Origin of the sequence: Avibacterium paragallinarum (genome assembly GCF_011765605.1) — a bacterium.
Taxonomy (GTDB): domain Bacteria; phylum Pseudomonadota; class Gammaproteobacteria; order Enterobacterales; family Pasteurellaceae; genus Avibacterium; species Avibacterium paragallinarum.
This window is the reverse complement of sequence record NZ_CP050316.1, coordinates 1731122-1743408: the sequence shown is the minus strand read 5'-3', so window position 1 is coordinate 1743408 and position 12287 is coordinate 1731122. Positions and strand designations below refer to the sequence as shown.

Sequence of the window (12287 nt, the reverse complement as noted above, 5' to 3'; positions counted from 1 at the left end):
TTAATATCACTATAGGTATCTTTTTATTTTCGGTTTAACTTGTTATTTCTTGCGGACACACTGAAATTTGTAATTAATCCATTGTTGATAACGCTGATGGGCTTTAGTGATGCCACCATAGCAATACCATTCAGGGTGGTTTGGGGTGTCGGGCAAACATTCTGGTTCAAGGGCGATGCCTTGATAATGCTGATAACAACCACCAATGTGATTTGGCGTGCCAGCGAGGAAATTTCCTGTATAAACCTGCAATGCAGGGTGAGAGGTGGAAACCTCAAGGGAAAGTTGCTGGTTAGCGGAAGTTAGCACAGCACAAGGTTGCGATTGTGAAGCTTGCGTTCGGTTGAGTAAGAAAGCGTGATCGTAACCCTGAGTGAGGTGTTGCTCTTGTTGTAAGAAATCCTGAGCGATCCGTTTCGCTTGGCGGAAATCAAAACTGGTTTTTTGCACCGCTTTGAGCGGTGCGTTGGGAATGCCTTGTTGATCCACTGGCAAAAACTGATCCGCGTTGATTTTTAACCAATGTTGGCGAATATCCGTGCCTTGTGTGGCATTATCCAAATTAAAATAGGCGTGGTTGGTTAAGTTTAGTGGCGTGTCTTCATCACATAGGGCATCAAATTCAATGCGAACTGTATTATTTTCCATTAAACGATAAGTTACGCGAGTTTGTAAATTCCCCGTAAATCCTTGATCGCCATCGGGGGAAAAAAGAAAAAATTGTACAAAATTATCACCGCACTTTTCAATCTGCCAACGGCGTTTGTCAAAGCCATTACCACCGTGAAGTTGATGCTTCCCTTGATTAGCATTTAAATAAACCGTTTTTCCATTAATGCGAAAGCGACTATTGGCAATACGATTGGCATAACGTCCCACCGTTACGCCAAGATAGGCTTGTTGTTCGGGGTAATCTTGCACTTTACAGCCCAGTAGCACTTCTTGTAAGTTGCCATTTACTGGCACTTGGCAAGAAAGCCACGTTGCCCCCCAATCCATAATGTCGATACACATTCCATTGCGATTGGTGAGCCTAAAACAGTGGAAGGGTTCACCATCAGGGGCAAGTCCTTGTTGATATTGTCTTAACATAGACTTACCCCCTCAGAAGCCTTGCAAACATAGAAATCTTCTTTTAAGCCGGTGGTTTTTTCGTAATTTTCAACGATGATGCTTCGCACCGCTTCGACTTTTTCCGTTGGGGCAACCACCACAACACAGCCACCGAAACCGCCGCCAGTCATTCTTGCCCCTCCTGTATTGCCGATGGCAAGTTGAGCCAATCCCACCAAATAATCAATTTGTGGCACGGTGATTTCAAAATCCTCTCGCATTGATTCGTGAGATTGTGCCATCAGTTTTCCAAGCCCTGCCAGATCGCCCTGTTTTAACGCTTCCACTGCAGCAAGCACGCGTGCATTTTCTGTGATGACGTGTCTGGCACGTTTCGCCACAATAGGATCAAGTGCGGTCAGTTCTTGCTCTCTTTTTTGAATTGTTCTAGCGACACATCACGCAAGGCTTTTACCCCAAAAAATGCTGCCGCTTGTTCGCATTGTTGGCGGCGGGTGTTGTATTCCCCTGCCACAAGATCGTGTTTTACTTTTGAATTGATGATCATCACTGCAACCTTGTCTGGCACGGGGGTCGGTTGGGTTTCAAGGGTGCGACAATCGATCATCAATAAATGATCTTTTTGTCCTAAAGCAGAAATGAGCTGATCCATATTGCCACAATTTGCCCCGACAAATTGATTTTCCGCTTGCTGACCGATTAAAGCGATCTGGGTATCCGTCAGCGGAAGCAGGGCGAGCTGTTGGCAGAATTTCCCAACTGCCACTTCAAGGGAGGCGGAAGAGCTTAACCCCGCCGAAAGTGGTACATTACCACTGATGACAAGATCTGCCCCTTGACGAAATTCTGGACATTGCATTTGAATAAATTTCACCACGCCACGCACATAGCCTGTCCATTTATGATCGGGGTTTGGCACAATGGGATCGGCAAGATCAAACTCGTCAAACGTATCAAGATCCGCTGCATAAACACGGAAAAGGCTATCATCACGCTTCGCTCCACACACCGCTGTACCATAATCAATGGCACAGGGCATTACAAAACCGTCATTGTAATCGGTATGTTCACCGATGATATTGACTCGCCCTGGTGCATAAACGCAGAGATCAAAAGTGCGGTGGTATTTTTCGTTAAATTTCTGCGTGGCGTGTTGTTGTGGGAGCATTCGTGTTCTCCTTTATTGAATTAGCGTAATTGGTAATGAATGTCGCTTAACGCACGCAATCTTTCCGCCGCCTGTTCGGCGGTGAGATCACGTTGGTTTTCAGCCAGCATTTCATAACCCACCATAAATTTTCGCACCGTAGCTGAACGTAATAATGGCGGGTAAAAATGGGCGTGTAGTTGCCAATGAGTGTTCTCTTTTCCATTAAAGGGAGCAAAATGAAAGCCCATTGAATAAGGGAAGCTGGTTTCAAATAAGTTGTCGTATTTGGTGGTTAGCTGTTTCAATGCTAATGCGAGATCCTGCTGTTGGGCTGGGGTGAGCTGAGAAAAATTCTTGCTATGGGCTTTGGGTAACAGCAAGGTTTCAAAAGGCCAAACCGCCCAATAAGGCACAAGGGCAACCCAATGTTCTGTTTCCACCACAAGGCGTTCTTTTAGGGCAAGCTCACGTTGTACATAATCCACCAGTAGCACAGTGCCATATTTTTCAAAATAGCGTTGCTGAGCTTGATCTTCTTGGGCTACTTCATTGGGCAGAAAACTGCTAGCCCAAATTTGCCCGTGCGGGTGAGGGTTGGAACAGCCCATTACCGCACCTTTATTTTCAAAAATTTGTACCCAAGGATAATGTTGCCCTAGCTCATTAAGTTGTTGTTGCCACACTTCGATCACCGATGTAATTTCTTCAATACTGAGTAGCGGTAAGGTTTTGCTGTGATCAGGTGAAAAGCAAATTACACGGCTTTCCCCCTGTGCGGGAGCAGTTTTGAATAGGGGATCATCGGAAAGTTCTGGGCTGGGCGTATTGTTGAGTAAGGCAGAAAAATCATTTTTAAATACGAAAGGTTTGCGGTAATTGGGATTTTGTTCACCGGTAATGCGTTTATTTGTTGGACAAAGATAGCATTGAGGATCATAACTTGGCTTTTGAACTGTTTCATTTTTCTCTTGTTGCCCTTGCCACGGACGTTTTGCTCGGTGAGGGGAAACCAGTATCCATTGTTCAGTTAGCGGATTGTAGCGACGGTGTGGGTGTTCTGTGGTGATGAATGATTCGAACATGATTGGCTCTCTTTTCAAACAGTGATAAAAATGAATCTTTCTATTTATTGCTTTCTGCGTAATGTGCTGTTTTATTTTTCACTTAAATGAGTATAACAGATTGCTAAAGATAAACTATTAACTTGATCACAAATTGAAAAAGAAAATCGAGTAAATGGAACTTCGCTTCGTCTTTTTTCGGTTAGATTTTGCATAGCCGTTCTCATTTATTTATGATCATTATCACATTTTCAATGATCTTCTTATGGATTCTTTTTCTAAATGTGAAAAGGATCACAGTCTTTCTCTGATTTTTTCGTTGTACTCAAATTTTGAATGAACATATGTATAACGTCGTATTTTTTCTTTTTATCTCACGTTAAGTTACTAAGGAGCAAGCTTATGAAAAAATCCCTACTAAAAAGTACCGCACTTACAATAGGTTTAGGTTTGGTAATATCTGCACAAGCATCAAATCGCATTGGCGTGACTATTTATAAATATGACGATAATTTTATGTCTTTAATGAGACAAGCTATTGAAAAAGAAGCTAAGCAGTTCCCAGATGTAGAGCTATTAATGAATGATTCGCAAAATGCTCAATCGGTGCAAAATGATCAAGTGGATGTGCTGATTTCTAAGGGAGTGAAGGCACTTGCGATTAATCTTGTTGATCCCGCAGCAGCTTCAACAATTATTGGTAAGGCAAAATTAGAAGAAGTACCCGTAATATTCTTTAATAAAGATCCAGGTGCAAAAGCCATAGGTAGTTATGAACAGGCTTACTATGTAGGCACAGATCCGAAAGAATCGGGGATTATTCAAGGGCAACTTATTGCGAAACATTGGAAAGCCAATCCTGATTTTGATTTAAATAAAGATCACAAAATCCAATATGTGTTGCTGAAAGGTGAACCAGGACATCCAGATGCTGAGGCACGAACAAAATATGTCATTGAAGAGCTAAACAAAAGTGGTATTGAAACCGAACAGCTTTTTATTGATACAGCAATGTGGGACGCTGCAATGGCAAAAGATAAAATGGATGCTTGGTTATCAAGCTCAAAAGCAAATGAAATAGAAGTTGTTATTGCAAATAACGATGGTATGGCAATGGGCGCTTTAGAAGCGGCTAAAGCTCACGGTAAAAAGTTACCTATCTTTGGGGTAGATGCTTTACCTGAGGTTTTACAGCTCATTAAAAAAGGGGATATTACAGGGACAGTATTACAAGATGGGGTAACGCAAGGTAAAGTTATCGTTCAATTTGCAGATAATCTTGCGAAAGGAAAAGAGATTACTCAAGGAACAAATTGGAAGCTTGAAAAGAAAGTATTGCGAATCCCCTATGTTGGTATTGATTCTGATAACTTAGCCACATTTTTAAAATAATAGCCATATCAGTGGGGAAACAATATTGTTTCCCCAAAGAATCAAGGGATAACATTGTGCAAGCTCAAACTGAAAAGAATAAAAAAGTTTTGCTTACAATGACAAATGTCAGCAAAACCTTTCCTGGTGTTAAAGCCTTGGATCGAGCAAATCTCACCGTTCATTCTCATTCTGTTCACGCCTTAATGGGGGAAAATGGAGCAGGAAAATCCACCTTGCTGAAATGTTTATTTGGTATTTATACAAAAGATGGAGGGGAAATTCACTTTTTAAATCAACCTGTTAATTTTAAGACCTCAAAAGAAGCCTTAGAAAATGGTATTTCTATGGTTCACCAAGAGTTAAACCTCGTGCGGCAGCGTAATGTGATGGATAATCTTTGGCTTGGACGTTATCCGTTAAAAGGTATTTTTGTTGATCACGCTAAAATGTATCGTGATACTCAAGCCATTTTTGATGAACTCGATATCGATGTTGATCCAAAAGAAAAAGTGGCGAATTTATCCGTTTCACAAATGCAAATGATTGAAATTGCAAAGGCGTTTTCTTACAACGCGAAAATTGTGATTATGGACGAGCCCACTTCGTCCCTTTCAGAAAAAGAAGTGGAACATTTGTTTAAAATCATCGAAAAACTGAAAAATCGTGGCTGTGGGATCATTTATATTTCGCATAAAATGGACGAAATATTCAAAATTTGTGATGAAATTACCATTTTGCGTGATGGAAAATGGATCAACACCGTTGCTGTCAAAGACACCACGATGGACGATATTGTCGCAATGATGGTGGGGCGTGAACTTACCCAACGTTTTCCAAAAAAAACCAATACACCACAAGAGGTGATCCTTGAAGTAGAAAATTTAACCGCACTTAATCAACCCTCTATTCAAGCGATCAGTTTTCAATTACGCAAAGGAGAAATTTTAGGTATCGCAGGCTTGGTTGGGGCGAAACGCACGGACATTGTCGAAACACTGTTTGGTGTGCGAGAACGCAAATCGGGGACAATTAAACTGCACGGAAAAACAATGAAAAATCGTACCGCACTTGAGGCGATTAACAATGGCTTTGCCTTGGTTACAGAAGAACGGCGTTCAACGGGTATTTATGCTAACTTAAATATTGAGTTTAACTCATTGATCTCAAATATGAAATCTTATCTTGGAAAATTAGGTTTACTAAGTGGAAGCAAAATGAAAAGTGATACGCAGTGGGTGATCGATGCGATGAATGTCAAAACCCCATCGCATAAAACCACCATTGGTTCACTTTCAGGCGGTAACCAACAAAAAGTGGTAATTGGACGTTGGCTACTCACTCAACCTGAAATTTTGATGCTTGATGAACCCACTCGAGGCATTGATATTGGGGCAAAATTTGAAATTTATCAGCTCATTATGGAACTCGCCAACAAAGGGAAAGGCATTATTATGATTTCCTCCGAAATGCCAGAACTTTTAGGCGTAACTGATCGTATTTTGGTAATGAGTAATGGGAAAATGGCAGGCATTGTGGAAACTGCCAACACTTTGCAAGAAGAAATTTTACAACTTGCCGCGAAATATCTCTAATTTGGAAGGAAATAAATTATGTCTGCTTTAAAACAAAATAAATCGCTGGATTTCCTGAAACAGAACGCCATTTACTTCGTACTACTCGTGCTACTTGGCATTATCATTATGCAAGATCCAAGTTTTCTCAGTTTAAGAAATTTCAGCAATATTCTTACCCAATCTTCTGTGCGTTTGATTATCGCTCTTGGGGTTGCGGGTTTACTGGTAACGCAAGGTACAGATTTATCTGCAGGTCGTCAAGTGGGATTGGCCGCGGTGATCTCCGCAACATTACTGCAAGCGATGGATAATATGAACCGTGTTTTCCCTGATTTAGGCGAAATCCCTATTCCTGTTGTCATTCTTATTGTTTGTGCTGTAGGGGCTGTGATTGGTTTAGTCAATGGGGTCGTGATTGCTTATTTAAATGTAACGCCATTTATCGCCACAATGGGAACAATGATCATCGTTTATGGTATTAATTCACTCTATTACGATGCAGTAGGTTCTTCACCCATTGCAGGTTTTAATGAACAATTCTCCAGTTTTGTACAAGGCTTTTTCCGTTTAGGCAACTTTAAACTTTCCTATATCACTATTTATGCGGCAATTTGTGCCCTTTTTGTTTGGATATTATGGAATAAAACCCGTTTTGGAAAAAATATCTTCGCCATTGGTGGAAACCCTGAAGCCGCTCGTGTGTCAGGGGTGAATGTAACGCGGAATTTAGTCGCCATCTATATGATCGCCGGCATATTCTATGCGTTCGGCGGAATGCTAGAAGCTGGGCGTATCGGCAGTGCCACGAATAATCTCGGCTTTATGTATGAACTTGATGCAATTGCTGCTTGTGTCGTCGGTGGAGTTTCGTTTGCTGGAGGTGTAGGAACGGTAATGGGGGTGATTACTGGGGTACTAATCTTCACCGTGATCAACTATGGTTTAACCTACATCGGTGTAAATCCTTATTGGCAATATATCATCAAAGGCAGCATTATCATTTTTGCCGTTGCCATTGATTCCCTCAAATATGCTAAGAAGAAGTGATTAAGAGGGATTTTTTGCAACAGTAAGAGATAAGTCAATATTATAGTCGTTTGATTTCAAAATAATACGGCGTTACATTGCCTTGCCGTACTATCTGTACTATCTGTACTATCTACGGTGCGTTGTTTAGTCTTATTTTGAACTTAAATGACTATACAATGAGGAGCTCCAAATAAAAGTCGATGAATGAAATCATCGACTTTTATTTAGTTGATAAACACCTTATGAAGTTTGTTTTAATAAGGAGCTATGCTTGGTTTGACCACCTAAGACTGTTAAAATCATTGCTTCGCCTCCGCATTTTATTTCTCGCTTTTTTCTTTTTCAGCTTGTGCATCACGAGCGGCACGGATACTTTTTTCTAGCAAGCCAACCCGTGGATCATTTTCAGGAATAAGGCGTAGCATCATCGCCCAAGTTACCGCTGCCATTTTGTATTCTTCATTTTCAAAATATTGAAAGGCTAACAAGCCTAAGGCTTGTAGATTGCTGTGATCTTTGCGTAACACGCCACGCAGCAACTCCATTCCTTTGTTCTTGTCGCTTTGATCTTCTGAGAACATTAATACTCTCGCATAGGAAAGCTGATATTCAATATTTTCAGGATCTAATTTCACCGCTCTTGCATAACTGTCATAGGCTAAACGGGCGTTATCCAAATTCATTGCGATTTGCCCAAGCGTCCACCAATCGGCTGGATTATTCGGCGATTGTTGCAATTTTAAACGCAAGGCGACGGCAAATTGTTGCAACTCCTGATCGCTCATCGGCTTGCTGTCTTCTTCTTTTAAGCGTTCATAAAAGTGCGGTAGTTTTTGCAAGGTGTTTTCCATCATTGCTTCTTGTTGCCACGCCCCCGCTTTCATATAGCCCAAGCCCGCTAAAATCGCCAATGTCAAGAAGCCCGATACAAACCAAATTTTGCCATATTGCTTGCGATCTTGTTGTTGTGGTTCGTTTTCGGGAATATCTTGTAATAAGGCTTGCTGTAATTCCGTGCGTAACGGGGCAGCATTTTCAATCAGCCCTTGTTGCTCATCATTTTCCAATTCCTTTAATCGATTGAAATAAAAGGCTTTGTTGAGTTTATCCCGCTTATGATTATCAAGAGTTTGGCGAGTAGAAAATAATAAGGGATAAAAACAAATCACCGCTACCACTAAGGTGATCCCCAAACTTGCGAGCCAAAAATTCATTGTTTATTCCTTATCTTTTAGCAACTGTGCCAAGCGTTGTTGCTCCGCTTGGGTTAAATTTTCATCATTTTTTTGCACCGCACTTTGTTCCCACACATTGGTTTTTTCCTGCGTTTTAGGCTTACGGCGTAGCACTAAAATGATCCCCAGTAAAATCAAGCCAATCGGCATCGCCCATAGGAAAAGGGTGGCAGGGGTCAATGGCGGGTTGTAGGTAACAAAATTGCCGTAACGTTGCACCATATAATCCACAATTTGCGATTTGCTTTGCCCTTGTTGCAAGAGTTCATACACCTTTTCTCGCATATCCACCGCAATGGTGGCGTTGGAATCCGCAATGTTGTTATTTTGACATTGCGGGCAACGCAATTCTTGTGTAAGGGATTGGTAATCCTTTTCTTGTTGCTCAGAGGCAAAATTTCGCACTTCGATCGCCCCATTACTATTCAAGGCAAAAAAGAAAAGTGCGGTTAGAAAATAAGCACGTTTTTGCATTATTGTTGTTCCATTAATTTTTGATAAATCGGCTGTAAGGTGGTTTTCCACACTTTTTCATTCACATCGCCAGCATAGCGATAATGAATGATCCCTTTGCCATCAATAATGAAGGTTTCTGGCGCACCATAAACCCCGAGATCTAGCCCGAACGAGCCTTTTTCGTCTTTAATCACGAGCTGATAAGGGTTGCCGAGATCCTTAAGCCATTTGATCGCTTTGTCGCTTTTATCTTTATAATCCACGCCAATAATGGTTACGCCTTGCGAATGAAGCTGGTTCAAATATTGATGTTCCGCATAGCAAGTGGGACACCACGTCGCCCACACATTCAACAAAATGGGTTTGCCTTGTTGGAAAATGCTTTGATCGTACGTTTTGTTTTCAAACAAATCTTGCAAGTTCGCTTGTGGCACAGGTTTTCCCACCAAGGCACTTTCCAATGCTTTTGGATCATCGCCGTTAGCGTTGCGTTGCAACTGTACGAAAAAAGCGAGGATCAACACTAAAAAAAGGATTAACGGAATGGCATATTTTTTCTTCATTATGACCTTCTTATTCTGCCTGAGTTTTGTTTAAAAGTTGTTTGAAACGATAGCGTCGGTCGAGCATACAGAGCAATCCGCCCAATGCCATCAATACGCCGCCGAACCAAATCCAGCGAATGAACGGTTTGTAATATAAACGCAACGCCCACGCCCCATTGCCGAGGCTTTCGCCTAAGGCGACATAGAGATCGCGACTAAAGCCCCAATCAATCGCGGCTTCGGTCATCGACATTTTGCTCACGGTGTAAAAGCGTTTTTCGGCGTATAAGGTGGTTTCGTATTTGCCGTTTTTGCTGATTTCAATTTCCGCTTTGCCGCCGAGATAGTTCGGCCCGTTGGCATCGCTAATGCCTTGAAATTTAAAGTCATAGCCTGCAATATCAATACTGTCGCCTACGTTCATTCGTACATCACGTTCAATGCTGTAGTTTTGGCTAAAGGCAATACCCCAAACAGTCATCGCTACGCCAAGATGTGCCAACACCATTCCCCAGTGAGAGCGAGAAAGTTTTGTCAGCCCAACTAAAAAGTGGTGGCGGTGGGTGGCACGTTGTTGCAATTCATACAACGCTAGCACGCTGATAATCACTGCCATCATCACGCCAAGCACTGAGGTGAGTGTAATGCGATCTTGAAGCCAATAAGGCAAGGCAAAGCCCGCAATCATCATCACTACAAGGCTGATAATGACAGGCTTTCTAATGGCAGAAAACTGATCACGTCGCCATTTCACTAAAGGCCCAATGCCTAGTAACAAGGCAAAAGGGATCATAATGTAGAGGAACATTTGATCGAAAAACGGCGCACCAATGGAAATGCTTCCCAAGCCGAGCTGTTTATGCACTAACGGCAATAATGTACCCAAAAACACCACGGAAAGTGCGGTCATTAAAAGAATATTATTGAGCAACAACATTGTTTCGCGGGAATAGCGTTCGGCATTATCGCGTGAGCGAATTTGATTGCCTTTGTAGGCATATAATGCCAGTGAGCCACCAATCACTACAATGAGATAGGCGAGAATATACAGCCCACGAGTAGGATCGGAAGCAAAGGCGTGTACCGAAACTAAAATCCCTGAACGCACAAGGAACGTGCCGAGCAAACACAGCGAAAAGGCCAAAATCGCCAGTAATACCGTCCACGCTTTGAACGAGCCACGTTTTTCCGTTACCGCGAGTGAGTGCAATAATGCCGTGCCTGCTAGCCAAGGCATTAAGGACGCGTTTTCTACGGGATCCCAGAACCACCAGCCGCCCCAGCCCAATTCGTAGTATGCCCACCAAGATCCAAGCACGATGCCGAGGGTTAAGAAAATCCAGGCTGCCATTGTCCAAGGACGCGACCATCTCGCCCACGCGGTGTCGAGCTTTCCTGTCATTAATGAGGCGATCGAAAAGGCAAATGCCACCGAGAAGCCCACATAGCCCATATAAAGCAATGGCGGGTGGAAAATCAGCCCCACATCTTGCAATAACGGGTTAAGTTCACGCCCCTCCACAGGGAAATCAGGAAAAGTACGGTCAAAAGGGTTGGAAGTAAACAAAACAAAAATTAAAAAGCCAATGGTAATCACGCCCATTACGCCTAGCACCCGAGCCACCGCTTCTTGCGGTAAGGGTTTGCTGAAAAAGGCAACTGCCGCACTCCATAGGCTCAGTAACCAAATCCATAATAATAGCGATCCCTCGTGCGATCCCCATACTGCTGATAAGCGATATGCCAGCGGTAAATTGGTGTTGGAATTATTCACCACATATTGCACGGAAAAATCATTGGTGGCGAATAAATAAAACAAGCACGCAAAGGCAAAGCTGAGGGTAAAAAACAGCCCGTAGGTCATTGGGCGAGCCAGTGCCATTAGCTGAGGGTTATTTTGTTCAGCCCCATAGAGCTGGAAAAAGGCTAATAATAGCGACACGCCCAATCCCAGTGCTAAGGCATAATTTCCTAATTCGGCGATCATTGTTTACCTTCTTGTTTTTCTTGGCGATCACGCTCGCTTTCGCCCGTTAAATCCGAAATTCCCATCGGTTTATGCACCTTTTTCATTTGTTCGCCCAGCTCTGGCGGCACATAGTTTTCATCGTGTTTCGCTAGTACTTCGCTCGCCTCTAGCACTGTCGGGGCTTTCAACACACCTTGTGCCACAATCCCCTGTCCTTCACGAAATAGATCAGGCAGAATGCCTTCATATTCTACGGTGATCGCAGGCCCAATATCGTTGAGATCAAACACCACTTTGAGGCTTTTATCATCACGTTTCACCGTACCAGCCACCACCATTCCGCCTACGCGGATACGTTGCCCCACTTTCGGCTTCGTATCGGCATCATCATTTTTGCCGTAGATCACTTCCGTTGGGGTATAAAACAAATCAATGTTTTGTCGCAACGCGTAAAGCACGAGGGAAAACGCCACTGCCACGCCAAACAGCACAAATAGCACGATTTTAAGGCGAGATTTACGTCTTGGGTTCATAGGCTTTCCCCCTGTGAAGATTGATATTTCACGCGTTGTTGCTCACGCTGAATTTCTTTGATGAGCGTTTTTTTGCGTAACATTCCTTGCACAATCAAGCCAGCCAAAGCCAAAAACGACAACCCGTAGGATAGCCACACATAAAAGCCATAGCCCCCCATATTGAGAAAATCAGTCACAGATTCAAAAAACATTTTCTTATCCTTCTAAAATCAAAAAATACGTTAAAAAACCACCGCACTTTATTTCAGCCGAACTCAATTTCAAACAACCTCAAAGTGCGGTGC

Annotated in this window: 11 protein-coding genes and 1 pseudogene; 3 read left to right on the top strand and 9 right to left on the bottom strand. The window is 42.7% G+C overall.

Translation table 11 applies throughout. The features are described from left to right. Positions 1-42: 42 nt before the first annotated feature. From galM to galT, 3 genes and pseudogenes are all read right to left on the bottom strand, one after another. On the bottom strand, positions 43-1092 hold the full coding sequence (galM, locus tag HBL79_RS08395; RefSeq protein WP_035685497.1) for a galactose-1-epimerase: 1050 nt from the start codon (positions 1090-1092) through the stop codon (positions 43-45). Beyond that, positions 1086-2242: pseudogene (gene galK, locus HBL79_RS08390) on the bottom strand (galactokinase). The gene galM and the pseudogene galK overlap by 7 nt, the downstream one beginning before the upstream one ends. A gap of 20 nt (positions 2243-2262) precedes the next feature. After that, the gene (galT, locus tag HBL79_RS08385) at positions 2263-3306 is read right to left on the bottom strand and encodes a galactose-1-phosphate uridylyltransferase (protein ID WP_017805106.1); all 1044 of its coding nucleotides are present in this window, start codon (positions 3304-3306) and stop codon (positions 2263-2265) included. A 381-nt stretch (positions 3307-3687) separates the two neighbouring features. On the opposite strand from galT, the gene mglB reads away from it, so the two are divergent. The 3 genes from mglB to mglC all read left to right on the top strand — a co-directional run bounded on the left by mglB (position 3688) and on the right by mglC (position 7280). Further along, positions 3688-4677 carry a galactose/glucose ABC transporter substrate-binding protein MglB gene (mglB, locus tag HBL79_RS08380; RefSeq protein ID WP_035685491.1) on the top strand — a complete coding sequence of 330 codons (990 nt, stop codon included), beginning with the start codon at positions 3688-3690 and terminating at the stop codon, positions 4675-4677. Between the two features lie 98 nt (positions 4678-4775). Further along, entirely contained in the window at positions 4776-6251 is a 1476-nt protein-coding gene (gene mglA / locus HBL79_RS08375; RefSeq protein WP_046097519.1) for a galactose/methyl galactoside ABC transporter ATP-binding protein MglA, read from the top strand. Between the two features lie 18 nt (positions 6252-6269). Further along, positions 6270-7280, top strand: coding sequence for a galactose/methyl galactoside ABC transporter permease MglC (gene mglC / locus HBL79_RS08370; protein ID WP_035685485.1), 1011 nt, complete (start codon positions 6270-6272; stop codon positions 7278-7280). Between the two features lie 302 nt (positions 7281-7582). Here mglC and ccmI read toward each other — a convergent pair whose 3' ends face one another. The 6 genes from ccmI to ccmD are packed head-to-tail and all read right to left on the bottom strand — an operon-like array spanning position 7583 to position 12194. After that, the gene (gene ccmI / locus HBL79_RS08365; RefSeq protein WP_035685482.1) at positions 7583-8476 is read right to left on the bottom strand and encodes a c-type cytochrome biogenesis protein CcmI; all 894 of its coding nucleotides are present in this window, start codon (positions 8474-8476) and stop codon (positions 7583-7585) included. 3 nt (positions 8477-8479) lie between these two features. Beyond that, entirely contained in the window at positions 8480-8971 is a 492-nt protein-coding gene (locus tag HBL79_RS08360) for a cytochrome c-type biogenesis protein (protein WP_017805102.1), read from the bottom strand. Further along, positions 8971-9516, bottom strand: coding sequence for a DsbE family thiol:disulfide interchange protein (locus HBL79_RS08355; RefSeq protein ID WP_017805101.1), 546 nt, complete (start codon positions 9514-9516; stop codon positions 8971-8973). The genes HBL79_RS08360 and HBL79_RS08355 overlap by 1 nt, the downstream gene beginning before the upstream one ends. A 10-nt stretch (positions 9517-9526) precedes the next feature. Further along, positions 9527-11485, bottom strand: a complete 1959-nt coding sequence (locus HBL79_RS08350; protein WP_035685479.1) for a heme lyase CcmF/NrfE family subunit — start codon at positions 11483-11485, stop codon at positions 9527-9529. Continuing rightward, positions 11482-12000 (bottom strand): cytochrome c maturation protein CcmE, encoded by a 519-nt coding sequence (gene ccmE / locus HBL79_RS08345; protein WP_017805099.1) that lies wholly within the window; start codon positions 11998-12000, stop codon positions 11482-11484. Before ccmE ends, HBL79_RS08350 begins: the two co-directional genes overlap by 4 nt. Further along, positions 11997-12194, bottom strand: a complete 198-nt coding sequence (gene ccmD / locus HBL79_RS08340) for a heme exporter protein CcmD (RefSeq protein WP_035685476.1) — start codon at positions 12192-12194, stop codon at positions 11997-11999. The genes ccmE and ccmD overlap by 4 nt, the downstream gene beginning before the upstream one ends. Between the last annotated feature and the right edge of the window lie 93 nt (positions 12195-12287).

What these genes read in the sequence shown, in the direction of transcription:
- galM (WP_035685497.1), bottom strand. Translation starts at nt 1,092, where the DNA reads ATGTTAAGACAATATCAACAAGGACTTGCCCCTGATGGTGAACCCTTC.
- galT (WP_017805106.1), bottom strand. Translation starts at nt 3,306, where the DNA reads ATGTTCGAATCATTCATCACCACAGAACACCCACACCGTCGCTACAAT.
- mglB (WP_035685491.1), top strand. Translation starts at nt 3,688, where the DNA reads ATGAAAAAATCCCTACTAAAAAGTACCGCACTTACAATAGGTTTAGGT.
- mglA (WP_046097519.1), top strand. Translation starts at nt 4,776, where the DNA reads ATGACAAATGTCAGCAAAACCTTTCCTGGTGTTAAAGCCTTGGATCGA.
- mglC (WP_035685485.1), top strand. Translation starts at nt 6,270, where the DNA reads ATGTCTGCTTTAAAACAAAATAAATCGCTGGATTTCCTGAAACAGAAC.
- ccmI (WP_035685482.1), bottom strand. Translation starts at nt 8,476, where the DNA reads ATGAATTTTTGGCTCGCAAGTTTGGGGATCACCTTAGTGGTAGCGGTG.
- HBL79_RS08360 (WP_017805102.1), bottom strand. Translation starts at nt 8,971, where the DNA reads ATGCAAAAACGTGCTTATTTTCTAACCGCACTTTTCTTTTTTGCCTTG.
- HBL79_RS08355 (WP_017805101.1), bottom strand. Translation starts at nt 9,516, where the DNA reads ATGAAGAAAAAATATGCCATTCCGTTAATCCTTTTTTTAGTGTTGATC.
- HBL79_RS08350 (WP_035685479.1), bottom strand. Translation starts at nt 11,485, where the DNA reads ATGATCGCCGAATTAGGAAATTATGCCTTAGCACTGGGATTGGGCGTG.
- ccmE (WP_017805099.1), bottom strand. Translation starts at nt 12,000, where the DNA reads ATGAACCCAAGACGTAAATCTCGCCTTAAAATCGTGCTATTTGTGCTG.
- ccmD (WP_035685476.1), bottom strand. Translation starts at nt 12,194, where the DNA reads ATGTTTTTTGAATCTGTGACTGATTTTCTCAATATGGGGGGCTATGGC.